Here is a 26,993-nt window from a genome sequence, read left to right on the forward strand (position 1 = left end):
ACAGCGGCGTTGCCGGATGCTAAGATAGTCACTAGAAATCACCGCCGCGCAAACACGTTGTCAATGCGGCCTGATGCGAATTGACGACATTGAAGCCGGGGCGCTTTGTCTCGGCTTGAGCTTAAACATTGATTGACGCTACTCCTTCATGTAGCGTGCGCCGACTTTCGATTGGCTTCCTGGAAGCATTTGATTACGCGCACCTACAGACCTTTTACCGATATGACTCAACTCAACGGAGGCCTCGGATTGCTTTCACCAGATAAGGTCACGGAACATGCGAACGACGAGTGGGAGCACTCTGAATCGCGAGGCACTATCGATGTTGAAAAGTTGATTGCGATTGCGGTACGCCAATGGCGTCCGGTTGCACTCTCCGCGTTTCTATTTCTCGTATTAGGAATTATCTACATTGTTACCGCAGTGCCAAAATATACTGCCTCAACAAGCGTGCTCATCGATCGAGGCAACAGCGAACTCCTAAGCCAACTCTCCAACGCCGGAGTTCCTGTAGAGGACGACTCATCGGTATTGAGCGAAGTCGAGCTTTTCAACTCCGACACAATCAGCTCGGCAGTTATCGACAAGTTGAAGCTGTTGGATAACCCGGAATTTTCCTCGCCGGATAACTCGCCGATCAGCATGCTTCGCTCGCTGCTTAAGTTCCGCACCTGGTTTGCAAGCGATGACGCCGACGCCGATGACGTCGAATCCAAACGGCGTGACGCGGCTCAAAAGCTCACTGACAATATGGATGTCGAACGTATCGGTCGCACCTATGCTCTTTCTGTAAGTTACACCTCGACCTCCCCAGATTTAGCGGCCAAGATTGCAGGCTCAATTGCTGATGCCTACCTCGTGGATAAGCTGAACTCGAAATACGAAGCGACACGACGCGCGAGTGATTGGCTTCAGGAACGCATAGACGAACTGCGACAAAAGGCACTCGAGTCCGATCTTGCGGTCCAGAAATTCCGTACCGCAAACGGCTTGTTCAACACTGGCGGCCAATACCAGCTTCTCAGCGACCAACAACTTTCGGAATTGACGACCCAACTTATCTCCGCACAAGCCGAGACGGCAAAGGCGCAAGCAAAATATGACCGGGTTAAATCAATCATCGACAACAAGCGTACGGATGCAATCGTAACCGACGTCCTTGATAACTCGATTTCCAACGATCTGCGTAAAAAGTATCTCGAGGCATCGAAGGTCGAGGCGGACATATCTGCCCGCCTGGGACCAGATCACGTTCAAGCAGTCCGTTTGCGAAGCGAAATGGCCGAATATCAACGGTTGATGTTCGAAGAACTAAATCGAATCGCGGAAAGCTATCAAAGCGAACTTCAGGTTGCGCAAACACGTGAAAAGTCGCTTCAGGACAACGTTACACAAGCGACCAGCGTGACGGCCGCCGCGGGCGAAACGCAAGTTCAGTTGCGTGAACTCGAACGCACCGCCGATACTTATCGGAATCTTTATCAAACCTTCCTCGCCCGCTACCAAGAGGCAACCCAACAGCAGTCCTTCCCAATCACGGAAGCGCGCATTATTACCAGACCGCAGGTACCGACATCCGCCAGCGCACCGAAAAAGCCCCTGGTGCTTGCTCTTGCGCTGGTACTTGGCTCGCTCTTCGGCGGCGGCATCGGAGCCTACCGCGAATTCCGCGACCGCTTCTTCCGCACGGGTGAACAGGTTCGTGAGGTCCTGTCGCTTGAGTATATCGGCCATGTACCTGCTGTGGACGCAAAGGAGGCCGCTAACGGCGCCAGCGAGCTGGAGTCGACCCGCGGGCTGCAAACCGGCAACGGGATCACCAATTACGTCGTCAATCATCCGCTGTCGGCCTTCGCCGAAACGATGCGCAGCGCGAAGATCGCCGTCGACATGGAAAATCCAAGCTCACGCAGCAAGGTCATCGGCGTCGTCTCCTGCCTTCCGGGCGAGGGCAAGTCGACCATCGCCATCAACCTTGCGCAACTCCTTGCAATGCAGGGCTCACGCACGCTGCTGATCGACGCCGACCTTCGCAACCCGGGTGCGACGCGCGCCATCGGCCGCCATGCGGAACAGGGCATTCTGGAAGCATTGCTGGAAGGCAGGCCGCTAAAGGACGTGCTGCTGCTCGACAGCAAGACCAAGCTCGCCTTCCTGCCAGCGGTCGTCAAGCGCCGTGTGCCGCACTCCTCTGACCTGCTTTCCTCGTCCATCATGGTCAACATGCTGGATGAGTTGAAGGCGCACTTCGACTATATCGTTCTCGACCTGCCACCGCTGGGACCGGTCGTCGATGCCCGTGCGATCAGCCCGATGCTCGATGCTTCGCTGGCCGTCATCGAGTGGGGCCGCACATCACGGCGCGTTGTTCGCACGACCTTCGCGGTTCAGCCCGAGCTCATGCAGAAGTGCATCGGCGTCGTGCTGAACAAGGTCGATACGGAAAAGCTGAAGCTCTATCGCTCCTATGGTTCCGGCGAGTACTATTACAATCGCTACTCCGCCTACTATCACGAGGCATAAGCGTGCTTTTCGAGAGAGTCTAAAATGAATTATGCGGCGAATTTCGCCGCATAATTTTTAGGTCACGCCAAATCCGAAAAGAACCCGCCAATGACCTCGATCTCATTCGGCCGGATGTCATGCCCTCCGGAGTGCCATTCCGTCTGCACTTGTGCCTTCTGGCTCGCGAAATAGGCGGAAAGCGCTTCGGTCAACGCGGCTGGCGAAATTGGATCGCGCTGGCCTGCCGTAATCAATATCCTGCGGCCGCCAAGATCGGGATTCGCGCGAGGCCGGAAAGGGATGAGCGGATGGAGCAGGGCTGCCGCGTCGAACAGGCCCTTCTCTATAAGCACGTTCGCCAGAATGTTGGCGCCGTTCGAAAATCCCAGCCCGAGAATTCTGGATGCGCCATGTGCCGACGCCAGATCCTGGACGTATCCACTCAACTTGTCCGTCGCCCGAGCAAGGTCAGCCATGTCATAGACCCCCTCACCGGTTCGCTTGAAAAAGCGCGCCGCCCCATATTCGGAAACATCGCCGCGCGGCGAAACGATCGTCGCTTCCGGCAGCAAGCGCCTGCCGAAATCGAAGAACTGGTTCTCGTCGCCACCCGTTCCGTGAAGTACAAAAAGGATGGGCTTTCCGGGTGCACCGGCATGCAGCCGGTGCACATAGCCATTGTTCGTCATCGTCCTACCTCCGCTTAGGCTTCGAGCGGCTGCAAGTGCTGCTCGATGAGGGCCCGCAGATGGGCATGCTGCTGCGGCAGCTTAAGCGCTTCGCCGAGATGCGCCGTATCCTCATCACGGTCGAAGCCGGGCTCGTTGGTGGCGATCTCGAACAACACGCCGCCCGGCGTGCGGAAATAGATCGCCCAGAAGTAATCTCGGTCGATAACCGGGGTGACCTGATAACCGGTGTCCATCAGCGCTTTGCGCACCTCGAGTTGTTTTTCGCGGTTTTCAACGGCGAAAGCGACATGGTGGACGGAACCGGCACCCGGGAGCGCACGGGCAATATTGGGCATGGTTTCGAGATCGACGAGATGCGCGCCATTGCCGCCTGGAATGATGAGACGCTTGACGCCCTCATGTTCTTCCTGAACCTCATAACCCATGAACTTCAGAAGTTCGGCCGTGGCGCCGTCATCTCTCAGCCGCATCGCAACGGAGTGGAAGCCTCGGATGGCATGATCCTCGCTGACTCCGCCATGCGTCCAGGGAGCGCGGGTATCGTCCTTGACCTCGACAAGCGCGAAGCCGTCGCCATCGGGACCAGCGAAATTCAGGCGCTTTTCACCAAACGATTCTTCCGTCTTCAGGCCGGTGACATTGAGCTTCGTCAGGCGATCGCTCCAGAAGCCGAGCGAGCCCTGCGGAACTGAATAGACCGTGGTACCGACTTCACCGGTGCCCGGACGACCCTGCGCCATCTTCGGGAACGGGAAGTAGGTCATGATCGTGCCCGGGGAACCGGTTTCGTCACCGTAATAGAGGTGATAGACGTCCGGAGCGTCAAAATTGACGGTCTTCTTGACGCGGCGCAGGCCCAGCGCATTGGTGAAGAACTGGTTGTTCGTCCGGGCGTCCTCCGCCATCGATGTGACGTGGTGCAGACCCTTGATTTGATCGAGCATTTGAGACCTCTTTCTGCCCGCAACAGGCGGGCTTTTGATGGGTCATAGATGAGCTTTTCGAGCCGGTTCTCATAGTCCGGCAAGCCGACACGCATTGTCTCCATTCTGTGAACGACAATGCGAGAGCGTTCAAGGATTGACGGGAAGCTGCCAATCAATAGGTTCACGGCCATGCGACTGCAGAAACGCATTCGCCTTGGAGAAATGCCGGGATCCGAAAAAACCGTTATGGGCAGACAGCGGCGACGGATGTGGCGCCTTCAGCACCATATGCCGCCTTGCATCGACAAAGGCCGCCTTCTTTTGAGCATAGGAGCCCCAGAGCATGAAAACGACGGCTTCGCATTCGTCGTTCACTTTGCGGATCACGGCATCGGTGAAACGCTCCCAGCCTTTGCCCTGATGCGAGGCGGCCTGAGATTCCTCCACCGTCAGCACACTGTTGAGCAGAAGCACGCCCTGTTGTGCCCAATGCTCCAGGAAACCGTGCCGTGCCGGCGGAATTCCCAGATCCGTCTCCATCTCCTTGTAGATGTTGACGAGCGACGGCGGAATACGCACGCCGGGGCGAACGCTGAAGCAGAGCCCGTGAGCCTGGCCGATGCCATGATAGGGATCCTGTCCGAGAATCACGACTTTAACTTTCGCAAGCGGCGTCAGATCCAGGGCGCGGAAATACTCCCTGCCCTTCGGGAAAATCCGTCTGCCAAGCTGCTTCTGCTCCACGAGAAAGATCTTGAGCTGTTGCATGTAGGGACTTGCGAACTCGCCGGCGAGCGCCGCTTTCCAACTCTCTTCAAGAGTCACTGACGTGTCGTTCACGACGCCAACCTCCCGGATCGATGCAGCCTATGTACGAAAACCGTTCTAGCAAAATTACGCAGAGCCACAATACGCGGCCGTTGCGACCCTATGCCTTGCCATCTCGCAGATGCGAAGAGTGTTCCAGCTGTCATAAAATGGAAATTCTCTACCATTACCAAAAGTGCTGGTAACGATACGCAAATGATGGCAATACTTTGCTATGCCGCCTGCCGTTTTGACTATGCCCTAATTTTGCTGTTTACCTAAGCAAATCAGCACAGTAGAAATCGGTTGCTCACAGCGCGAGGGTGTTTCGTATGAAGTTTGGGACAAGCGGCCTTCGCGGCCTCTCGGTGGATCTCACGGGACGCGCATCGGCGCTTTATGCCATGGCTTTCGGCAAATATTTGCTGCAGAGCAACAAAGCCGCAAAGGGCGATGTCATCCTGATCGGCCGTGATTTCCGGGAGTCCAGCCCGGAGATTGCCGGTAACTGCGCCGGCGCGCTTGCAAGCCTCGGCTTCAAAGTTCTCGACTGCGGCACCGTCCCGACACCGGCGCTTGCGCTTTACGGCCTCGAAAGAAAGGCCGCTTGCCTGATGATAACGGGTTCGCATATCCCGGCGGACCGCAACGGCATCAAATTCTATCGTCCCGACGGCGAGATCGACAAAACGGACGAAGCAGCAATTACCCGATTTGCCGCCGAAATCGAAACCTCCGGCGAGGCTGTGGTGAGCGCGCCGGCCGCCGTGGAGAATCACTCTGCGCCGTGTCTGCAGCTCTTCTTCGAGCGCAATGCGGCACTCCTGCCGGCAAGCGCATTTCTAGGTATGAGGATCGGCATCTATCAGCACAGCACGGTCGCCCGTGACCTGATGGTCGATGTTCTCGCCCATTATGGCGCCGAAATCGTCGCCCTTGGTCGGTCCGAAGCCTTCATTCCCGTCGACACCGAAGCCGTTTCCGAAGAGACGATCGCCCTTCTAAAGAGTTGGGCCTCCACACATGACCTTGATGCGATTGTTTCCACCGATGGCGATGGTGACCGCCCGCTGGTTGCCGACGAAACCGGAACGCCGTTGCGCGGAGACCTATTGGGATTGATATCCGCCAATTTCCTCGGCGCCGGTACCGTCGTCACGCCGGTCACCTCCAATTCGGGAATTGAAGCGGCAGGATCTTTCCGAGTAATTCGCACCCGTGTCGGCTCTCCCTTCGTTATCGCCGGCATGGAAGAGGCCGTTGCCGCAGGCAAGGACCTCGTGATGGGCTTCGAGGCGAATGGCGGGCTCCTGACGGCAACGCCCTTCGATATCAACGGCCGCAGCGTGCGAGCATTGCCCACGCGCGATTGCTTCTTGCCGATGCTGGCAACGCTTTCACTCGCCGCAATCCGCAAGAAGCCGCTTTCGATCGTTGCGGCCTCATACAAACTGCCCGTTGCGGCGGCCGACCGTCTTGAGAATTTCCCCGTCGAAACCAGCGCAGCCTTGATGACCTACCTGCGTGGATCCGACGCTAATCTCGCAGAATTCCTGCAGCCGATTGGCGAGGTCGGTTCGAAAAGCGATATTGACGGCTTGCGCGTGACGTTGCGTGATGGCCGCATCATTCATTTTCGTCCGTCCGGCAACGCGCCGGAAATGCGTTGCTACGTGGAAGCCGAAGGAGAGGCAGCTGCCTTAGAACTTTTGAATGCGGGATTGACCCGAATTAAGCGCTGGGCAGAAGCCCGGTAAGCATGCGACAAACCTGGCCGTTCATTTCAAGGAAGAGTATCCGATGACACAGAAAATCGTCCCCGTGATCATGGCTGGCGGCAAGGGCACGCGCCTTTGGCCCCTCTCGCGCGCAACCGCGCCGAAACAGTTCATCCAATTTGTTGGGGACAAGACGCTCTTTCAGGAAACCCTGGTCCGCGTTTCCGATCCCGTGCTTTACGAAGCCCCCGTTATTGTGACGAATGAGGACTTTCGCTTCCTCGTTGCCGAACAGGCCCGCGAACTCGATATTCCGCTTGCCGCGGTCTTGCTGGAGCCGGTTGCCCGCAACACTGCTGCTGCAGTGGCAGCGGCTGCAAGCCTGGCCTCCGAGCAATTCGGCAAGGAAGCCATCATCCAGATGCTGGCGTCCGATCATGAAATCCTGGCAGACGAAGCCTATTTCGACGCCATCCGCACGGCGCGAGACGCCGCTCTCAAGGGCAAGCTCGTCACTTTCGGCATCACGCCCACGGAGCCGGCGACCGGTTATGGTTACATTGAGGTCGGCAAGCAGCTTCCCAGCGGCGCGCACGAGGTCAAGCGCTTCGTCGAAAAGCCGGCACGCGAGAAGGCCGAGCAAATGCTGGCCGCCGGTGGCTTTTACTGGAATTCTGGCATCTTCATGTTCCCGGTTGCCGAACTGCTCTCCGAAATGCAGGAATATGCACCTGATGTGCTGAAGGCAGCCGACAAGGCGCTATCCAAAGCAACGCGTGATCTCGATTTCACGCGTCTCGATGCCGAACACTTCGCAAAGAGCCCCGACATCTCCATCGATTACGCAGTCATGGAAAAGACGTCCAAGGCGGTGGTCGTGCCCTCCGCCTTCAGGTGGTCGGACATGGGCAGCTGGGATGCGGTATGGAAAACCGGCATTCAGGATGAAAACGGTAACATCGCGGCCGCCAACACGACTGTTGTCAACACCCGCAACTCGCTCGTCATGACCCATGGCGTTCACCTCGCCGTCCAGGGCATGGACGATGTCGCCGTCATCGCCAGCGAAGATGCTGTTTATGTCGGACCATTGAAGGAGAGCCAGGAAGTCGGCAAGCTCGTCAAGCTGCTTGCCGGCCAGAAGAAGACGTCGAAGCTGACCGAGACGCATCCCACATCCTATCGTCCGTGGGGCGGCTACACCTCGATCTTCAATGGCGATCGGTTCCAGGTGAAGCGTATCTTCGTAACGCCCGGCAAGAAACTGTCGCTGCAGAAGCACCATCATCGCTCCGAGCACTGGATCGTGGTGAAGGGAACCGCCGAAGTTACGATTGGGGACAATGTGCAGATGCTGCGCGAAAACGAGTTGGTCTATATCCCGCTCGGTGAGGTCCATCGCCTCGCAAATCCCGGCAAGATTCTGCTGGAACTCATCGAAGTTCAGACGGGCTCTTATCTCGGCGAAGACGATATCATCCGTATCGTCGACGAGTTCGGCAGAACCTGAACCTAAGCTTTTTGGCGGTCTTGAACTTGGTTCCCCGCCCCTGTAACGGATAGTGGTCCGCCTTGATGGTCGGACCACTTTTTGTTGAACGAAGGTTACGCCATGCGCATTGTGATGATTGGTTCGGGTTATGTTGGCCTCGTCTCGGGTGCCTGCTTTGCAGATTTCGGCCACCATGTAACCTGCGTCGACAAATCTGAAGCCAAGATAAACGCTCTTGAAGCGGGCGAAGTGCCGATCTATGAGCCCGGCCTCGAAGCCATTATCCAGCAGAATCGCAGCGCCGGCCGCCTCGATTTCTCGAGGAATCTCGCCCCTTCCGTTGGCGAAGCCGACGTGGTCTTCATCGCCGTCGGCACGCCGTCCCGCCGCGGAGACGGCCATGCGGACCTGAGCTATGTCTATGCAGCGGCGCGAGAGATCGCCGCCGCGGTGAGAGGATTTACAGTCGTCGTGACTAAATCCACCGTGCCGGTCGGTACCGGGGACGAAATCGAACGGATCTTCCGAGATGAATTTCCGGAAAAGGATATTTCCGTCGTCTCCAATCCTGAATTCCTGCGCGAGGGTGCGGCTATTACCGACTTCAAGCGCCCCGATCGTATCGTGATCGGCACTGAGGATGCACGTGCCATCGAGGTCATGCGCGAGGTCTACCGCCCGCTTTACCTCAATGAAGCCCCGCTTTATTTCTGCGAACGCCGCACCTCCGAACTCATCAAATACGCCGCCAACGCCTTCCTGGCGATGAAGATCACCTTCATCAACGAGATTGCCGACCTCTCCGAGAAGATCGGCGCCGACATCCAGAAGGTTGCCAAAGGCATCGGTATGGACAAGCGTATCGGCGACAAGTTTCTGCATGCAGGACCCGGCTACGGCGGCTCATGCTTCCCCAAGGATACGCTCGCTCTCGTCAAGACCGCGCAGGACTTCGACAGCCCGGTACGCCTGATCGAGACGACCGTTGCGATCAACGACAATCGTAAGCGCGCGATGGGCCGCAAGGTCATCGCCGCCTGCGATGGCGACGTGCGTGGCAAGAAGATTGCCGTCCTCGGCCTTACCTTCAAGCCGAACACTGACGACATGCGCGATGCGCCGTCGATCACGATCGTCCAGGCTCTGCTCGACGGTGGCGCAACGGTGCATGCCTACGATCCAGAGGGCATGGACGCGGCAAAGGATATGCTCGGCCCGGTCATCTATGGCAACGATCCATACGAGATCGCCGCGGGTGCCGATGCAATCGTCATTGTCACTGAATGGGACGAATTCCGCGCACTCGACCTCAAGCGCCTCAAGACCATCATGAAAAAGCCGGTTATCGTTGACCTTAGAAACATTTATCCGGTCAACGAAGTGACCAAATATGGCTTCGGCTATTTTGCTGTCGGCAAGAAACCCGAAAAAAGGTGAGACTCGCTACTTCATTTCGAAAAGCCGGGTTTATTGGCACGCTGACGTCCGCAACGGCTGAGCTCCCGAAGCTTGCCCACGACAACGATGTCCCCATTGTCGCATCCCATTTCCAGCGACCTAAACAAGCATTCTGCTAAAGCGGCGTGGGCCGAGATTGAAGGCGTCAAAGGGTTATCGACCAAACAGCCTCCTGGAAATGTGCGAAAAGGTCTTATTCAGGATCGAACTTTAGCTGAGGTGATACCGCAAGACCGATAAGATCACAGATTCCAGGCAGGGCGGGGATCTGTGCTTTTGCGGATGATGATTGGAGAGAATTTCGCGACAAGCGTCTCTGTCGCGTTCTTGTTCCAGTGAAGGCGGATTGGCCGCAGCGAGCTTCGGAAATAATCCGCCGGAGCTGCAACATCATCAGTTCCAAGCAATTTAAACCGCGGTATGGTTGCCCGCCCAGACAATGGCGCCGTCAATTGCGGTCCATCTTGCGTGGTGTTGAGACGCACGACCATACCGCCAACCGCTGAATAACGGCATATCGCGGGGCGGCTATTCGCTTCAAGGCTAAACTCCAGCCCGAGCCAGCTATTGCTAGACGATAATTCATAATCGAAGCCCGCCTCAACCCAATCCCCCTCCTGGAGACCGAGTTTCTCAAGATCCATATCGGCCCAAGACAGCGTCAAAGTACACACTCGAGAGTTGTTGGCGTTAGCTGCCGGGTTGATCGTGAATATCTGCCTCTCGATACCGTCAGCTAGAGGCTCCTTTGATCCCATGATCGTGTCATTCTGACCGCTGCCGCGTCTTGCCACAAGGCCATCTGCGACAACGCCAGTCACACCTGACCGCTTTCCGGCACCTCCCGAGAAACCGCCAAGCGGCGACAGGTTGGCCAACTTCACATCCCTGCTATAGAAGTCGCCTTCCGTCACCATATCGCGCAATATCGGCAGGAGCACAGAGTAGCGCAGCCACTGTCCGTCGGTATTCAGGTGAACGCCGTCTTCGGTAATAGCGATACCTTGCTGAATTGCCTTCGCGAGCACGTCACGATCATCCACGATCCTGATACCTTCGCGGCTGCCAATCGAAACCAGATATTCGGTAAGGCCCTTGTTAAGCACGTGCCGAGCGTCGTCTGCCGTCCAAGTCCCTTTCGTCTTGCCTATTCTATCAACGGGCAGCAGGCAGATAACCCATACCCCTGCATCCCGGAGAGGTTTCAACAAGGCCTCATAACGTTCGATTGCCTTTTCCAGGGTGAGGTTATCGCTTGCGATATCATTGGTCGCAATATCCAGGAGAACGATATCCGGCTTCCGCTCGAGGCACCACGGCAATCGCGCCAAAGTCTGCGGCATGTGCTCTCCGCCACGGCCCGATATCGCCCCAGCGAGCCTTGCAGTCGGGGAGGCCGCAGTCGGAACTTTAGGATCGTACCAGCAATCGAGATTGAAACGGTTATCTATGTTGCGAAGCGGCCCGATGGTTCCGAGCCAGTTCGCGGTGACTGTATCGATGCGCGGCGTCGGGCTTCCAGGATAAATTACGGTATAGCCGCTGTTGGCGACGAAGCTATGTCCTATTGCCATGACCTTCGCGCCGGTCTTGAGCGGCAGAGACGGTAACGCACGAGATGAGGACGAGGCTAATGCATAAGAGTTTCCAACGAGACCGGCACCCGTTGCGGCCAATGTTCCAGTCAAAAAGCGACGGCGAGTGATTGACGTAAGATATGATCGCAAATTCACAGCAAAACACCTTTTACCCTTAACTGATCGACGCACGAGAGATCACCGCAAGCTCGACATTTCTATGACCGAGGATCGGGATCTCTCTGAAACGACCGGCGAAAAAATCTTTGCTACCAGGAAAGTGCAAGTATGCGGGCGCGCATCACCGTGCCGAAGGATGATGTTTGCATTCACGCCTAGGACAGATATTTCTCGCCGTTAAACCAACTTTGAACATCGGGAGAAGGAATAAACCACACTGCGTTCCGTGTGGTCGTGTCAAGGGTCGCATGCTGCTCGCCAAGCAAAATGTCATCGACCAGATGAGAGGCATTTCCATATAAGAGTGCCGCCGCGGGTCACGACGTATCCATTCGCCGAAGGCCGTCTGCCCTGATCTGGTGATTGGCTTTAAGTCCATGGCTTATGTCATGCGCTACAGTGATTTCCCCCATTGAGGTCTTGTCCGCCGACGATCTTGGTCGTCGGCGGGATTGGTCTGACGCGGAGAAGGTTCGGATCGTCGAGGAAAGTCTGCAGGGATTTCGGCAGGGCTCGGCGACGGCGCGGCGTTATGGATTGTCGCGGTCCTTGTTGACGGCCTGGCGTCGTCAATATCGGAGCGGGCTTCTGAGTGGTTCCGCGCCAACAACCTTCGTGCCACTTTCGATTTCGCCACCGGCGGCGGCATCTTGCGAGGTGGTCTCGCCGCCGCGATCTGAAGACGACAAGACGATCGAGATCGGCCTGCCGAACGGCCGACGGCTGACGATCCCGGCCTCGCTTGATCCGACCATTCTTGCCCGCCTGTTGCCCGTCGTGGATGGGTCATGATCGCCTTTCCGGCCGGGGTGAAGGTGTGGATCGCGGGCGGGGTGACGGACATGCGTTGTGGCATGAACAGCCTGGCGCTGAAGGTGCAACAAGGTCTTGGCCGTGATCCTCATGGCGGCGAAGTCTTCTGCTTCCGGGGGCGCAAGGGTGATCTGATCAAGGTCCTATGGCATGACGGCGTCGGCATGTCGCTTTACATAAAGCGCCTCGAGGCCGGCAAGTTCATCTGGCCGGTCAGCCCAAGCGGCTCCGCCGTGTCTGTATCGTCGGCGCAGCTGGGCTATCTCCTGGAAGGGATCGACTGGCGCAATCCTCGTTGGACGCAGCGGCCTTCGAAGGCAGGCTGATCGCCTGCATTACTCTGTTTTTGTTGGGCTTTCGACATGCGGCATGGTAGCTTTCGGCTATGGACGACGCTGCTTCGGAGATAGCCAGACTGCGCGCCGCGCTTGCGGCATCGGAAGCGCGTGCCGCCTCCGCCGAGGCCGATCTCGCGCAGGTGCGCGCCGTCGTAACGACCTCCGAGGCAATGATCCGGCACCTCAAGCTCGAGATCGCCAAAATGCGCCGCGAGCAATATGGCCAGAGTTCGGAACGGCGCGCCCGGCTGATCGACCAGATGGAATTGCAGCTCGAAGAACTCGAGGCCGACGCCACCGAGGATGAGATCGCGGCTGAACGCATGGCAGAGAAGATCACAAATGTCTCCGCCTTCGAACGCCGTCGGCCGGTCCGCAAGCCGTTTCCCGAGCACTTGCCGCGGGAGCGCCTGATCATCGAAGCCCCATCGACTTGCACCTGCTGCGGCTCAGCCCGGATCGTCAAGATGGGAGAGGACGTCACCGAGACGCTGGAGGCGATCCCGCGCCAGTGGAAGGTGATCCAGACGGTGCGCGAGAAGTTCACCTGCCGGGATTGCGAGAAGATCAGCCAGCCACCGGCGCCCTTCCATGCGACCCCGCGGGGATGGGCGGGACCGAACCTGCTGGCGACGATCTTGTTTGAGAAGTTCGGCCAACATCAGCCGTTGAACCGCCAGGCTGAGCGCTACGCCAGGGAAGGCGTCGATCTCAGTCTTTCCACGCTGGCCGATCAGGTCGGAGCCTGCGCGACGGCGCTGCAGCCGATCCATGATCTGATCCGCGCCCATGTGCTGGCCGGCGAGCGGCTGCATGGTGACGACACCACCGTGCCGCTTCTGGCCAGGGGAGCAACAAGGCAGGCACGGTTATGGACTTATGTGCGCGATGACCGTCCCTTCGCCGGCGGCGCGCCTCCCGCGGCGCTCTTCCACTTCTCTCCCGATCGCGAGAAGACCCATCCCAACACGCATCTTGCCGGATGGCAGGGCACACTGCAGGCCGATGCCTATGGCGGCTACAACGACCTCTATCGTGCCGACCGCCGCCCCGCGCCGGTCAAAAGCGCGCTCTGCTGGAGCCATGCGCGACGCAAGTTCTTCGAACTCGCTGACATCGCCGGCAACGTGCGCAAGGGCAAACCTGCCCACGAGATATCGCCCGTCGCGCTTGAGGCCGTGGCCCGTATGGATGCGCTCTTCGACATCGAGCGCAGCATAAACGGAATGCCTGCCGAGGATCGGCTCACAGCGCGGCAGCAACATGCGCGTCCGCTCGTTGAAGAACTGCACGATTGGCTCATGGCTCAGCGTGCCGAGATGTCGAGGCACAATCCCGTCGCCAAGGCGATCAACTATATGTTCGAGAAGGAAGGACGCTGGGAGGCCTTCACGCGGTTCCTCGACGACGGCAGGCTTTGCCTTTCGAACAATGCTGCCGAACGGGCTCTGCGCGGTATTGCTCTGGGAAGAAAGGCGTGGCTGTTCGCCGGCTCCCAGCGCGGAGGTGAGCGTGCTGCCTTCATGTATTCCCTGATCGTCACGGCGAAGATGAACGATATCGATCCTCAGGCCTGGTTGGCGGACGTGCTCGCCCGTATGCCCGGTATATCCGTATCACGGCTGCCGGAACTGTTGCCGTGGAACTGGACCGCCGCTGGCAGCACCCGGCAGAGGGCGGCCTGATGGCGCGCCCGACGCATGTCTACACGATCGACTACGTCGCCACGCTGATCGGCGAGAACCTCGAACTCCTTCAGGCAGTCGCCAGCAACTCCGACAACATCGACTATGGCGAGATGATCCATGCTCATGACGGCAGCGAGGAGGGCATCACGACCTTCACCGACCAGGGCATCGAAAGCTTGAAGGAGTTCCTCGCGGATATCCGCACCTCGGACGGCGGTATTCGGCAGTTCCTTGTTGACGAGCAATGCGATCAGGAAAAAATCGAACGCATCATGGCGGACGAGCCGAAATCATAAGCCGCGCGGCCTTCGCCGGATGGATACGTCACGACTAACCCCGTCGCCTCTTAACGCTCCAGGCTGAAGCAAGCAATCGGTCTCAGGCATCTTTCAAGCCATCGCAAAACAGCCTCTAGCAGACCGCAGATTGCCTGAGCTCCTTTGATCATCCCCCTTGCGAAACCGTCGCAGCCGGACGACTGCCTCTTCGCATTTGCGGCAAACTTCGAGTCTGGATGAGCTTTCGCGGATAAGGTTTTTCATGCCGCGAAAGCAACGCCAAGAATATCAGAGGAAATTCCAGCGGCGATGACAGAGCATTATCGGAGTTGGACAAAAACAGGAACCCTGCATACGCCAAGATGGCAACGACATTCGGTCGCCGGCCTCGGAAACTTGCCTTGAGCACTGCGGCAGTGAGCAGCACATAAAAGATGATCATGCCAGGAGTGCCGAGTTCGACAGACAGCCGAATGTAATCATTATGAGCAGCGGCAGAACCAGTGAGGATCTCAACTTCGTGTGGCGTGATGAAAAACTGATGTCCGAAGCCAATGCCCGTATACGGAAATTCGGCAATGACGGTTCGCAGGTAGTCCCACATGATAAATCGACCGTTGTCGCCACTTTGGGCAAGTCGGGTCGCGAAACTCTTCCAGAAAATAGCCAATATAGCGAGCCCGCCTACCGAGCCTAAAACGACCAATGACAATTTGGTCGTAATTGTGATTCCTCGCTGGATGAGAACTGAAGCCCCTGTCACCACGACGCAGACAGCCAAGGTCGCTCTGCCACCAGCTGCAAGCAGAACCAGCAGATTGACGACAACCAGTATCGCGTAAGCTTTCCGGCCCCCGAGCACGAGCTGTACCGCCGCAAATACGCCGCACATACCCAACGCCGACGTGAAGGCGGCCGCAGACAAGGAGCCCAAATACCGGGAAAGACCTGTCGCGAACTCGATCGCGGTCATCGGCTTCATGCCCGTAAAATGATAGGCAAATCCCAAGACCGCGCATAAGAGAGGTAGATATGCGGTCGCCTTCCAAATCGCTTGTTGATCCCGAAATCCGGTTCTGCCTGCCAATAGCGCAAACAAAATTATAATCTGATTGAGCGAGGCAAAAAAGATCGACCAGCTGAAACCCTTATAAGGGGTCGCGGCGGCAAGAACAAAAACAAGAAATATCTGCCCGACAAGAAGGAATAGGATGCTCTTGTCCGCCCCTTTTCGCAAAAGAATTGCCAAAGCGGCCAGCAAAAAAGCAGTCTTTTCGACCGCATTGCTGCCTGAGAAGTGCAGCGCCCCACCGATATTGAAGACCAACAATATCAACGACGCTATATAGATTGCTCTAAATGCCATTCACCGCTTCCACTTCAACCGCGAGTCTAATCTCAGCGAAAATCACGCGCACCCTTCCTATTGAACCTGAAAAATCAGTCTCAGACTTGGCATTTAACAACCCGGATCCAGCTGCCGGAAGACCCCGTTTTCCTGTCCGCCAAATGTCGAGTGATGACGCCTTGAATTGCTGCAACAAGGTCGAAACATTTGATGGATCGTCATGCCTGACGCTGGAGCATTTCCGTTTTTCTCCGAGCCGCGGAAATGCTCCATCTCTTGTTTTCATGTAATTCCGGACGCACCGCTGCGCACTTTTGCTGAGGTTGCCCCAGCACCTCCCGCGATCCTCCATGGTTTGTTCCATGCCGTCAAGAGTTCGAAACAGGGCACGTCGCACCCGAACGCTGGCGCAATATCGAAGAAATATATGTCAGCGTGATGGCTGGAGACGCTTCGCCCGCGGCAGTTCGTGTCAGATGCACGCTGCGACACCTGCTGAGGCAATCCCGGTTCACGAAGCCACCATAGACTGGCAACAAACATCTCATGACAATAAAAAAGGGCATATCTCGAGATATGCCCTTTTTGCAAATGCTGCTTCCAGGAAAACGTCAGACTTGAGAAAGACGTTGGAGCATAAACCATACAAACCGGCACAAGGGTGCCGATCAGTGATTATGCGAACAGGAAGTCGGAGGCGTGAAGGTCCGCCATGTTAACGTTTTCGAGCGTTATCACGTGATCGGGATCAAGGGTGATGACCGTGTTTGCACCGACCTGATTCATATGATCGTGGATGAAGGCATAGTTATACTGGCTGACGCCGAAGGCGCCGAACTTCAGCTTGTCCTCACCAACGGTGAAGTCTGCGATTCGATCCGAGCCGTTTTCGAAAACGAAGGTGTCGTTGCCCGACCCGCCAACGAGATAGTTGTTACCTGCGCCGCCAAAAAGGAAGTCGTTGCCAGCGCCACCATAGACGCTGTCATCGCCATCGCCGCCGTAGACGAAATCATTGCCGTCGTCGCCAAGGACCTTATCGTTACCGACGCCGCCGTAGACATAGTCATTGCCGTCGCCGCCGTGGACGATGTCGTTGCCTTCATCGCCATAGACACGGTCGTTGCCCGCGTCTCCGTTGATGCGGTCATCGCCGATGCCGCCACGGACGATGTCATTGTCGTCGCCGCCGCTCAGATAGTCATTGCCAGCGCCGCCATAAAGCTTGTCGGCACCAGTACCGCCGAAAACGATGTCGTTACCCTCGCCGGAGACAACGACATCATTGCCATCGCCACCGTAGATAACGTCGTCGCCCTGTCCGGAATTGATAGCATCGTCGCCGGCACCACCGTAAATGTGGTCTACACCGTTGCCGCTGGTGATAAAATCGTTGCCGTCGCCTCCGAGTATCTTATCACCACCGTTGCCAGAATAGATAACGTCAGCACCGTCACGTCCACGGATCTCATCGGCTAAAGCAGAACCTTTGAGAGTGTCGTCTGAACTGGTACCCAGAACGTATGCCATTTAAATTCTCCCCTTGAAACAAAATCAACACATTTATATTGAAGCGCTACTCGCTTTCGCCGACTTGAGTATTGGATATTTAATATATTGTAAACCCTGACGGCGAGCAAAAATGCCTATTGCAAAAATATACTTAACTCACGTTCTCCCGTTAAAATTGCATGCTCAAACACTGCGTTTAGAGGCTTCAGAAGCCATGAAATACTTTCATGATAGTGTCATAGGTGCGAGGCCTTACGATTTACCTTGTATTTCCCAATGCCACCATTGAGCGGGCTCGGTTTTTAATTGAAGGAACCCCTAATATTAGACACCCATCGACTAGCCGCGACTTAGGGAAATAGGCGCCATACCCAAGGAATTGACCGGAAACGGAGGACTCTGCCGTTGCAGTAGCAAGCGGTTGAGAAAAAACCGGGCGATAGATCTCGGGACGTTTCTGACCATAATACCAGAAGGAAGGCGTTCATTTTTCTGCGCCACAAGCCATCGGCCTATCCAAGTGGTCATCAGCCGAATCGGCTCCGATTCCCCCGATTTTTAGAGGTTTGAAATAGGCAGAAGGCTGCTTTGACGTCAGCAGCACCTACCCTGAAAGTTGAGTTCAAAACACGATTACCCTATGCGGCCTTTTTTGGGTGCATCCTCCCGATGCTTGCCTCATTCGGATGTATTGCTCGTGGTTTTGTAGGCAGCCAGCCGTTCATTTGCTGCATCGCACACTTCCCGTCCCGGAGAATTCGGCGCGCTCGGAACCATGCCGAATCGGCACAGTCAACGTGTAAAAATTAATTCAACTCAACGCAAAGGCGCACATTATGTCTCTGAATATAAAGGATTTTTTGCAGATTGGCTGCCTCAATCCCAGCGCTTACTTAAAAAAATCCCTTGGTGGGGTATTTCGAAAATGTCATATGCCCTATACAAACATGATCGAAATTGGTCATCGACGGAACGTTCATTTTTTTGCGGTTGCGTAATCGATGTAAATTCTCGACTATCGCCGCAAAGTCACAAACAGCAGGAGCGTGCGAATGAAAATTGCAATCTTTGGCCTTGGCTATGTCGGCCTCACAGGTGCCGGATGCCTGCTCAAAGAAGGTCATTCAATCGTCGGCGTGGAACCTCACGAAGACAAGGTAAAACTCATTCTTTCGGGCCATTCTCCAATTTATGAGCCGGGGCTTGACGACCTGCTGGCGACGGGTCTGGCCGATAATCGCCTGACTGTTGTTTCGCAGGTGGGCAAATTGCTCTCGGAATGCGACCTAGCGATTGTTTGTGTCGGCACGCCGAGCGCTGCTGACGGCTCGCACAATATGACATTCATCGCAGAGGTCTCGCGCCAGATCGCTCTTGGCGTAGATCCCTCCCGCGAGAAGCCGCTAACGGTCGTTTTCCGCAGCACGATCCGGCCAGGATCCATTGACGGGCTGATCGCGCCAATCTTCAGGGCCCATCTCGGCAAGGACTTCGCCAGGGCGGTAGAAATTGTCTACAATCCGGAATTCCTGCGTGAATCCGTTGCGATCAAGGATTACTTCAATCCGCCGAAGATCGTTGTTGGCACCCAAAATGGCCAGCCGTCGGACCGCATGACCGAACTCTATAAGAATATCGATGCGCCGATGTTCGTCACCGGCTATCGCGAAGCCGAATTTACCAAATTCGTCGACAACACCTGGCACGCCGTCAAGGTTGCGTTTGCAAACGAAATCGGGCGCGTTTGCGTCCAGCTCGACATCGACCCGCAGACAGTGCACAAGATATTCGTCTCGGATACCAAGCTGAACATCTCGCCTTACTACATGCGTCCTGGCGGCCCGTTTGGCGGCTCCTGCCTTCCCAAGGACGTCAGAGCCTTGGCGCATATCTCCGAGGAAGTAGGCGCCTTCAATCACCTGGTCGACTCACTGCTGCGTTCGAACGAAGCGCATAAGCGCTTTATCTTCGATTATGTTACGCGCGATGTTGCTCCGAAGGCAAACATCCTCATGCTTGGACTGGCCTTCAAGGCGGAAAGCGACGACCTGCGCGAAAGCCCTCAGCTTAACCTTGCGCATAAGTTGATCACAGCCGGCTACAAGCTCAGCATTTACGATCCAGCCGTCAAACCGACGCAATTGCTGGGGCAAAATATGGGCTATGCTTTCTCCCATCTTCCGTCCATCTCCGAGATCATGGTTTCGAAGGAAGACGCAGAGAGCACCGAATACGACCTGGTGATCGATACAAACGGCAGTTTGGCAAAGATAGACGTGAAAGCCACAAAGACGGTTGACACAAATACCTTGCACTAGAGAAAAAACAGAAAACCTCATCGGCCTCTTCGGAGGCCGACTCTTTGAGAAATACCAAGAGTAGGCAATCGATGGCAATTCAAGAAACATTCGATACAGCCCTTGATGACGCAGCAGACGTCAGCGCCTTGCCCCTGAAAGGCCGAAAAGTGCTGATCATCGTGGAGAACTTGCCAGTTCCCTTCGACCGTCGCGTCTGGCAGGAAGCCCGAACTTTGACGGCCGCCGGTGCACAGGTTTGCGTCATCTGCCCGACAGGAAAGGGCTTCACGGAACGCTACGAATGCATCGAAGGCATCCACGTTTACCGGCACCCGCTTCCGCTTGATGCAAGCGGTGCGCTGGGCTACCTGCTGGAATATGGAGTTGCGCTCTTTTGGGAAACTGTCCTGGCTTGGAAGATTTTCTTCCGTCACGGCTTCGATACGGTTCACGGCTGCAATCCGCCGGATCTTATTTTCCTGGTTGCCTTGCAGTTCCGGCTTTTTGGCGTCCCCTATATCTTTGATCACCACGACATCAATCCCGAGCTCTACGAAGCCAAATACGAAAAACGTGGCTTCTTCTGGAGGCTGATGTGCTGCTTCGAATGGATCACTTTCAAAAGCGCGCGTGTCGTCATCTCGACAAATGAGAGCTACCGGGAAATCGCCCAGGTGCGTGGCGGCAAGAAAGCCGACGACATTTACGTTGTTAGAAGTGGTCCCGACCTTTCTCGTTTCGTCGCCGTCGAACCCAACCAGTCGCTCAAGAAGGGCCGGAAATATCTGGTCGGTTACGTTGGCGTCATGGGTGCCCAGGAAGGCGTCGATATCCTTCTCGATGCCGTTGCGTACATCAAAAACCAGATGGGCCGCGATGACATTCAGTTCGTTCTGGTCGGTGGTGGCCCAAGCGCCAAGGGCCTGGCTACCGATGCGGAAGCGATGGGTCTTTCGGAATGCGTAACCTTCACCGGACGCGTCTCCGACCACGATCTGCTTGAAGTGCTTTCAACGGCAGATGTCTGCGTCAATCCCGATCGCGTCAACCCGATGAACGACAAGTCGACGATGAACAAGATCATCGAATATATGGCTCTTGGCAAACCGATCGTTCAGTTCGACGTTACGGAAGGCAGGCGCAGCGCCGAAGAGGCCTCGCTTTATGCAAAGGCCAACGATGCGAAGGATTTCGCTGAGAAAATAGTAGCCCTCCTCGAAAATCCGGAAGAGCGCGCGCGGATGGGCGCTATCGGCAGGGAGCGCGTGGCAAGCAGCCTCGCGTGGCCTTACCAGATTCCCAACCTGGTCGCGGCCTACAAGAAGGTAAAGCGTCAGGCCTGACCGCTCTCTACAAATACAAAGGAAAGCTGCATGAAATGACCATCATGCGGCTTTTTCGCTATTGTATTTCGGGTATGCCAAAGTAGGCGTTCAAACTTCACTTTCCCGCCTCGGCTACCTTCGCGATCTGAAAATAATAGCCCGCTTGGTTAAAGCGATTAGGCTTCAAACCCGTGTCGCCTATTCTTCACGGAACGTGTGGTTCATCTGGTCGGTCAGCGGCTTGGTCAGATAGGATATGACCGAACGGTCGGCGACCTTGATGAAGATTTCAGCCGGCATACCGGGGTAGAGCGCCATACCCTGCAATTTCGCGAGACTTTCCGGCTCCGGTTTGATGCGCACCGGATAGTATTTCGCGCCGGTGCGCTCTTCCGTAATGACGTCGGGCGATATTGAAAGGACCTTGCCCTGAACTTCAGGCGTGGTTCGCTGATCGAAGGCGGTAAACCGAATATCGACATCCTGATCGACATGGACCTGATCGACATTGCGCGTCGCAATCTTGCCCTCGACTGTCAGCGCGCGATTATCGGGTGCCAGCAGCATGAGGGGTTCACCCGGATTGACCACGCCTCCGACCGTATGGACGGATAGCTGATAGACCCTGCCGCTAAGTGGCGCCTTCACATCCAATCGCTGGAGTTGGTCGAGAGCTGCGATCCGCCTCTCCTCCATCTCCGCGATCTTCGCCTCGACATCAGTCAGATCCTTGGAATTGTCGGCACTTTGATCGGCATCGAGCTGCAATATCTGCAGGTTGATCTCCGCAATCTTTCCTTCGGCCTGCGCACGAGCGGCAACCCGCCCGCCTCGGTTGCCGTCAAGATCAGTCTTCTCCCGTTTCAGGCTGTTGATCTTCTGCATTGTGACGAGCTTTCTCGCATAAAGCTCTTCCGTCGCTTCAAGCTCTTCGTTAACGAGTGCTGTCGCATCGTCGATCGCCTGCAGCTGTATGGTGTCGCCTTTGATCTCCTCGGCGAGCTGCGCCGTTTTCTCCTCGAGCTGCTTCTTACGCCCCACCATGGAAGACTGGCGTGTCTTGAATAGCTGCATCTCACCATCGATCAGCAGCTTGTTTGCTTCCAGATCCACGCCCTTCGCCTGCAGTTCATCCAGTGAAAAGCTGGACGCGCCGAGACGTTCTGCCTGGAGACGGCTTCTACGCACATAAAGCTGGGCAAGGCTGCTGTTGATGATACCGAGATTGGCCTTCACGGATGTCCCGTCGAGCCGCAACAAAACATTACCGGCTTCCACATGCTCGCCTTCGCTGACGGAGATCTCCGAAACGATACCACCGACCAGGTGTTGAATCTTCTTGACGTTGTCATCGATGATGACAGTCGCGTCACCAACGACCGCATTCGAAAGCGTCGTTGTGGCGGCCCAGCCGCCAATGCTTCCCACAAGCACGATTGCCATTGCGATGACCATCGTAGCATGGCGCCGAAGTGAGTGTTGAGATTGTGACATCACCACAGCTTACTGCTCCTGCGTGTCGCCAACGACCTTGAGCGTCGGCGATCGATCCGCGTGGATCGGCTTGATGTCGCGGCGCAAGATACGCGCGAGCACCTCATCCTTGGGTCCAAATGCTGCGAGCTTCCCGTCATTCATCATGAGAACGAGATCGCAGCCTTCAAGTGCGCTCGGCCGATGTGCGACGATGAAGACGATGCCGCCTCGCCGCCGCACGGCAACGATAGCCGCGGCAAGCGCCGCCTCGCCCTCTCCGTCCAGATTGGAATTCGGTTCATCGAGAACGACAAGGAAGGGATCCTTATAAAGAGCTCGCGCCAGCGCGATACGCTGCCGTTGACCGGCAGACAGCATCGAGCCGCTTGGGCCGATCTGGGTTTCATACCCCTTTGGGAAACGCAGGATCATATCATGCACACCGGCGATTTCGGCAGCGGCAATCACCGCTGCCGCTTCAGGCGCGTGCTGAAAGCGGGAGATGTTTTCGGCCACCGTGCCGGAGAAGAGCTCGATATCCTGTGGGAGGTAGCCGACATGGGTACCGAGATCACCGTCATCCCATTGGTCCAGCGTAGCGCCGTCGAGGCGGACAGAGCCGCGGTAGGATGGCCAGATGCCGGTCACGGCGCGCGCAAGCGATGACTTGCCGGAGGCGCTGGGACCGATCACGCCGACCGCACTGCCTGCGTTGATCGAGAAGCTAACACCAGCAATGGTAATCTCCTGTTTGCCAGGCGGTCCGCTAACGAGCTGCTCGACGGTCAACTGGCGGTAAGGCGCGCGCAATTTAAGGGGGCTATCGCTTTCCGGCAGATCGCGGAAGGCGTCCTTGAGCCGCGTCCACGCCTGTTGGGCCGCAACGAAACCGCGCCAGTTGGCGATTGCCTGCTCGACCGGCGCAAGCGACCGGGAGGTGAGGATCGATGACGCGATGATGATGCCGCCGGATGCCTGATTTTCGATGACCAGAACGGCGCCGGTCGCAAGGACAGCAGATTGCAGCACCGCGCGGAAAATCTTCGAGATGGTCGAATAGACATTGCCCGTATCGGATGCCGCCCGCGATGTCATCCGATAGGCGTTGTTCTGATCCAGCCATCGTTCAGCCAGATCCTTTCTCATGCCCATGGCCTGGACGACTTCAGCATTTCGCTGGGCAGCCTGCAGGAATGTATTCCGCCGGTTGCCAAGTTCCGTCGCCTGCTTTGACGAGGTCTGAGCGCTTCTATGTGTCAGGAATGTCAGGGCGATCAAAACAAGCGCGCCGCCAATGGCAATGAAGCCGATGATCGGATGAAACATGAAGCAGATCGCAATGTAGAGCGGCATCCACGGCAGGTCCAAAAATGCCGCCGGGCCTGAACTGGAGAGAAAGCTGCGGATCTGGTCGAAATCGCGGAGTATCTGCAATCCGTCGCCTTCGACCTTTGTTTTGACGGGTGCTTTCATGACGGCCTTGAAAACACGCGAACTCAGCACTTCATCGAAGACACCGGAGATACGGATCAGCATGCGGCTGCGCATGACTTCGAAGACGCCCTGGAAAATATAAAGAAGCAGCGCCAGCAGCGAAAGGGCAATCAGCGAGGGGATGCTGCGGCTGGGAATAACCCGGTCGTAGACCTGCAGCATGAAGAACGAACCTGTGAGATAGAGAATGTTGATCAGCCCGCTTGCCAGCGCGACTGCCACAAGAGCGCTTTTGCAACGCGAAAAGGCCTCAGCCTCCGTATCTTTCTTCGGCTGTCGCATGAAACCCGCTACAACGTTATTCAACCTTCGACACCCTCTAAAACAGCGCCTTTTGAGATCCTGCAGGCGATTTGCTCTCACTCGACTTCAGAACGCCTTTGAAGACATTCGATGCGACGTCGCTGGAGTTACATCTCATGCCACAGAAATTACAGTAAAATAAATAGACGGTGAGACAAAATCGCTCCGTAAGTTTAACGCCGATACTCTCGACAGCCAGTATTCCGCAACCTTGCGAGTAACTTGAAAGAGATAAGAAACCATCCTAGAGCTGCCTTTTGGCTGAAATATGCTGGCAGACGGACTAATTGCTGTGACGGCAACAGCCATCCCGTACGACCGCCGCGGCTATCAGCCGCAGAATCCAGCACCTGATTTAAACAACCTGTTTTCAATCAATAAGACAGAAGCACGTCGTCATAGCTGAAGAACGCTTTGTTGGCTCCGATAAAGACTATGTCCTGCGCAGCTTTTTCACCCGATCCATCTGCATCATAGGACACGATGCCGCTTGCCGAATTATAGATTATCTGCGGGCCGGCGTCCGTCGCAAGCGCTCCAGGCTTGCTGACCACCACAAACGTTGTCTGATCGAGAATGTGGTCGCCGTTCGCATCAAGGCCCGCAAATATTGACTGTGACAAGGCTATCTTGTCGTCTTCGCTGAAATCCCAGACCGAATCTTTGTTCGCGGCACTCATCTCGGAGAAATAGAAGGTGTCGGCCCCACCACCTCCATAAAGAGAGTTGATGCCTCCGGCGCCGGCAATGGTGTTGCTTTGCGCGTTACCGGTGATCAGATTGGAAAGAGCGTTGCCGATTCCGTCGATTTGGGCGCTTCCGCTAAGCCGCAGGTTCTCGACGAAGGATTCGTTGCGAAGATCCACGCTGACACTTGACCATATCGAGTCTTTGCCACCATCTGCCAGTTCTCCCGTGACGTGATCTCGCGCATCATTAAAGACATAGATGTCATCGCCGGCAGAACCGTAATAGATATCGGCACCCTTGGCCGCGGCAAAGCTGTCAGCTTTATCCGTACCCGTGTGTGGCGTAGGAGTTGGTAACGACGCCGAAGGATCGTCAGCGTTCCATTGTGTCGTCGCCGAAAGTGACGTCTGGAGGTTGCGCGTATCGAAGCCTGACGCACTTGCATTCTGAAGCGTGGCCAGCGTCGACCAGCCTTGGCCATCATTGGCCTGCACGACGGCAGATGTCCCACTCTGCATGACGCGGATATGGCCGTCGGCAATAAGGTCGCTTCCGCTGCCCCAGCCCAGTCGAGCGGCGAGCACCGAAACATCGATAACATCGCCACTACCACCAACTTGAAAGTCGCCGATGATGTCGCCGCCTTCACTCAGCGCATGATAGGCAAACCGGTCATGTCCGGCACCACCGGTTAGAACATCAGCCTTGTCGCCGCCCCACAGATAATCATCACCGCCGCCGCCGGACAGATTGTCGGCGCCGAGACCGCCGAGAAGTTTGTCCGCGGCCGCCGTGCCGACGAGCGTATCGTCGCCCGGCACCACGTTGGTCAGAATCAGCGTGTTGATGAATTTAACCATGGATTCGGGGATGTCGTATCCCTCGAGATAACTTTCGAAGGTGCTGTTCTGGACAATATTCGACTCCGGTGAATTGGATATTATGAACGCGTAGTTCTTGATTTCACGCAATATCAGGTTGTCGACAAGCGAGTTGCGACCATCTCCATCGCCATATTCATAGAACTGTATGCCGTAGGCGTCCCCAGCACTTCCGCTGTTTGTAAAGGCGTTTCCTATGCCGCGAAAATCTCCGAACATTCTGGAGTTGAAGGAGAGATCGTCCGTGTAAACCCCGTTTCGGCTTTCGGAGTGGAAATCATACGCTGAATTCGCCCCGTCGTAGACGACCGAATTCTTGGCGAGGAAACCGATCTCGGCGCCATAGCTCGCCGCACTTGAGGTATTCAGAGCCGTTCCTATTCCCTGGACGACAACTCCCTGGCCGACATGTTCGGCAAAAAGACCATCGATCTGGGTACTCAGCGACGAACCTGTATGAATGCCACAGTAGAGATTGGTGGCCCTAATGTCGGTCAGAGCAGCGTTTACGTTGTTGACGACGTTGATGCCGAAGCCGCCGTCTTTCACGTTGACATTTTCCACGACGGCATCAACCAGATTGCGTAGATGAAGAAGATCGGCAGTCGCGGAGTTATATTCGCCTGCCGCCCCATCGATCGTACCGTTCTTGATCGTAAATTTTCCCTCGGCATAGACCGTGGCGCGGACATTCGTCGCATAGAGGTTCTGCTCTACCAGCGCGCCCTCCAGGGTGACGGTGTTGCCATTAATGGCGATTACCTTGGCTGCCTGGCCAAGCTTGGTCGTCTGGCCGGCGTCGCCCGGGTCGACATGGTCTCCAGGCAGATTGTCGTCGGCGGTTACCTTTATCCAACTGCCGACCATAACGTTCTGCGGCAAGGATGCGTAGGTGACCGTTGCATTGTTCATCGCATCAGATCCGAGCGCGACAGTTTGCAGCGGCGATTCCGCGCCGAAGACGCCGAGAACCCGTTCGGAGCTTGTCGCTTGATGCAGCGTGCCGCCGTTGAGATCTATGGTAACGTCGCCTGCTCCGACCGAAGCGTAAATCGCCTTGCTGACAGTGATGTCAGCATCCTTCGCAAGGACAACTGTTCCACCCCCGTTGGCAACGGTTGCAAGCGCTTTGCGCAATTCGGTTTCACCGGCTGTGGCATCGAGATAGATTGTCGTGGGCATCTGAAACTCC

At 56.2% G+C, this 26,993-nt stretch carries 19 protein-coding genes; 10 read left to right on the plus strand and 9 right to left on the minus strand.

The window, feature by feature from the left end:
* Positions 1 to 249: 249 nt before the first annotated feature.
* A complete protein-coding gene (locus ACR9ZQ_RS35080; RefSeq protein ID WP_481430062.1) occupies positions 250 to 2,523 on the plus strand; it encodes a polysaccharide biosynthesis tyrosine autokinase in 2,274 nt (757 codons plus the stop codon).
* Between the two features lie 62 nt (positions 2,524 to 2,585).
* Here ACR9ZQ_RS35080 and ACR9ZQ_RS35085 read toward each other — a convergent pair whose 3' ends face one another.
* The 3 genes from ACR9ZQ_RS35085 to ung all read right to left on the minus strand — a co-directional run bounded on the left by ACR9ZQ_RS35085 (position 2,586) and on the right by ung (position 4,963).
* Positions 2,586 to 3,194: an alpha/beta hydrolase gene (locus ACR9ZQ_RS35085; RefSeq protein ID WP_481430063.1), complete on the minus strand. Its 609-nt coding sequence runs from the start codon at positions 3,192 to 3,194 to the stop codon at positions 2,586 to 2,588.
* A gap of 14 nt (positions 3,195 to 3,208) precedes the next feature.
* Positions 3,209 to 4,141, minus strand: a complete 933-nt coding sequence (locus ACR9ZQ_RS35090) for a VOC family protein (RefSeq protein WP_007823294.1) — start codon at positions 4,139 to 4,141, stop codon at positions 3,209 to 3,211.
* 129 nt (positions 4,142 to 4,270) lie between these two features.
* Entirely contained in the window at positions 4,271 to 4,963 is a 693-nt protein-coding gene (ung, locus tag ACR9ZQ_RS35095) for a uracil-DNA glycosylase (RefSeq protein WP_481430064.1), read from the minus strand.
* A 299-nt stretch (positions 4,964 to 5,262) separates the two neighbouring features.
* Here ung and ACR9ZQ_RS35100 point away from each other — a divergent pair, with 299 nt between their 5' ends.
* The 3 genes from ACR9ZQ_RS35100 (at position 5,263) to ACR9ZQ_RS35110 (ending at position 9,577) form a co-directional block, all read left to right on the plus strand.
* Complete coding sequence (locus ACR9ZQ_RS35100) at positions 5,263 to 6,687, plus strand: phosphomannomutase (protein ID WP_481430065.1); 1,425 nt, start codon at positions 5,263 to 5,265, stop codon at positions 6,685 to 6,687.
* Between the two features lie 43 nt (positions 6,688 to 6,730).
* A complete protein-coding gene (locus tag ACR9ZQ_RS35105; RefSeq protein WP_481430066.1) occupies positions 6,731 to 8,158 on the plus strand; it encodes a mannose-1-phosphate guanylyltransferase/mannose-6-phosphate isomerase in 1,428 nt (475 codons plus the stop codon).
* Between the two features lie 102 nt (positions 8,159 to 8,260).
* Positions 8,261 to 9,577: a UDP-glucose dehydrogenase family protein gene (locus ACR9ZQ_RS35110; RefSeq protein ID WP_113320075.1), complete on the plus strand. Its 1,317-nt coding sequence runs from the start codon at positions 8,261 to 8,263 to the stop codon at positions 9,575 to 9,577.
* A 263-nt stretch (positions 9,578 to 9,840) separates the two neighbouring features.
* On the opposite strand, the gene ACR9ZQ_RS35115 is transcribed toward ACR9ZQ_RS35110, so the two are convergent.
* Positions 9,841 to 11,172: an SGNH/GDSL hydrolase family protein gene (locus tag ACR9ZQ_RS35115; RefSeq protein ID WP_481430068.1), complete on the minus strand. Its 1,332-nt coding sequence runs from the start codon at positions 11,170 to 11,172 to the stop codon at positions 9,841 to 9,843.
* Positions 11,173 to 11,739: 567 nt separating this feature from the next.
* Here ACR9ZQ_RS35115 and tnpA point away from each other — a divergent pair.
* From tnpA to ACR9ZQ_RS35135, 4 genes are read left to right on the plus strand one after another with little or no spacing between them, the layout of a single operon-like run.
* On the plus strand, positions 11,740 to 12,147 hold the full coding sequence (gene tnpA / locus ACR9ZQ_RS35120; protein WP_481426834.1) for an IS66-like element accessory protein TnpA: 408 nt from the start codon (positions 11,740 to 11,742) through the stop codon (positions 12,145 to 12,147).
* Entirely contained in the window at positions 12,144 to 12,494 is a 351-nt protein-coding gene (tnpB, locus tag ACR9ZQ_RS35125) for an IS66 family insertion sequence element accessory protein TnpB (RefSeq protein ID WP_481426833.1), read from the plus strand. Before tnpA ends, tnpB begins: the two co-directional genes overlap by 4 nt.
* 59 nt (positions 12,495 to 12,553) lie before the next feature.
* Positions 12,554 to 14,191: an IS66 family transposase gene (gene tnpC, locus ACR9ZQ_RS35130; protein WP_481426832.1), complete on the plus strand. Its 1,638-nt coding sequence runs from the start codon at positions 12,554 to 12,556 to the stop codon at positions 14,189 to 14,191.
* The gene (locus tag ACR9ZQ_RS35135; RefSeq protein WP_481427257.1) at positions 14,191 to 14,490 is read left to right on the plus strand and encodes a hypothetical protein; all 300 of its coding nucleotides are present in this window, start codon (positions 14,191 to 14,193) and stop codon (positions 14,488 to 14,490) included. Before tnpC ends, ACR9ZQ_RS35135 begins: the two co-directional genes overlap by 1 nt.
* 148 nt (positions 14,491 to 14,638) lie before the next feature.
* Here the strand turns inward: ACR9ZQ_RS35135 and ACR9ZQ_RS35140 are convergent, their stop codons facing one another.
* Both ACR9ZQ_RS35140 and ACR9ZQ_RS35145 read right to left on the minus strand, forming a co-directional pair.
* Complete coding sequence (locus ACR9ZQ_RS35140) at positions 14,639 to 15,838, minus strand: O-antigen ligase family protein (protein ID WP_113320077.1); 1,200 nt, start codon at positions 15,836 to 15,838, stop codon at positions 14,639 to 14,641.
* Between the two features lie 657 nt (positions 15,839 to 16,495).
* On the minus strand, positions 16,496 to 17,350 hold the full coding sequence (locus tag ACR9ZQ_RS35145) for a calcium-binding protein (RefSeq protein ID WP_481430069.1): 855 nt from the start codon (positions 17,348 to 17,350) through the stop codon (positions 16,496 to 16,498).
* A 1,034-nt stretch (positions 17,351 to 18,384) separates the two neighbouring features.
* Between ACR9ZQ_RS35145 and ACR9ZQ_RS35150 the strand changes: the two genes are divergently transcribed.
* Both ACR9ZQ_RS35150 and ACR9ZQ_RS35155 read left to right on the plus strand, forming a co-directional pair.
* The gene (locus tag ACR9ZQ_RS35150) at positions 18,385 to 19,650 is read left to right on the plus strand and encodes a nucleotide sugar dehydrogenase (RefSeq protein ID WP_481430070.1); all 1,266 of its coding nucleotides are present in this window, start codon (positions 18,385 to 18,387) and stop codon (positions 19,648 to 19,650) included.
* Between the two features lie 71 nt (positions 19,651 to 19,721).
* A complete protein-coding gene (locus tag ACR9ZQ_RS35155) occupies positions 19,722 to 20,975 on the plus strand; it encodes a glycosyltransferase family 4 protein (RefSeq protein WP_481430071.1) in 1,254 nt (417 codons plus the stop codon).
* A gap of 180 nt (positions 20,976 to 21,155) precedes the next feature.
* Here the strand turns inward: ACR9ZQ_RS35155 and ACR9ZQ_RS35160 are convergent, their stop codons facing one another.
* The 3 genes from ACR9ZQ_RS35160 to ACR9ZQ_RS35170 form a co-directional block, all read right to left on the minus strand.
* Complete coding sequence (locus tag ACR9ZQ_RS35160; protein ID WP_481430072.1) at positions 21,156 to 22,451, minus strand: HlyD family type I secretion periplasmic adaptor subunit; 1,296 nt, start codon at positions 22,449 to 22,451, stop codon at positions 21,156 to 21,158.
* A 9-nt stretch (positions 22,452 to 22,460) separates the two neighbouring features.
* Positions 22,461 to 24,209 (minus strand): type I secretion system permease/ATPase, encoded by a 1,749-nt coding sequence (locus ACR9ZQ_RS35165; protein ID WP_481430073.1) that lies wholly within the window; start codon positions 24,207 to 24,209, stop codon positions 22,461 to 22,463.
* A gap of 395 nt (positions 24,210 to 24,604) precedes the next feature.
* A complete protein-coding gene (locus tag ACR9ZQ_RS35170; RefSeq protein WP_481430074.1) occupies positions 24,605 to 26,983 on the minus strand; it encodes a hypothetical protein in 2,379 nt (792 codons plus the stop codon).
* Between the last annotated feature and the right edge of the window lie 10 nt (positions 26,984 to 26,993).

The organism is Rhizobium sp. KNZ14-9A (assembly GCF_056755015.1).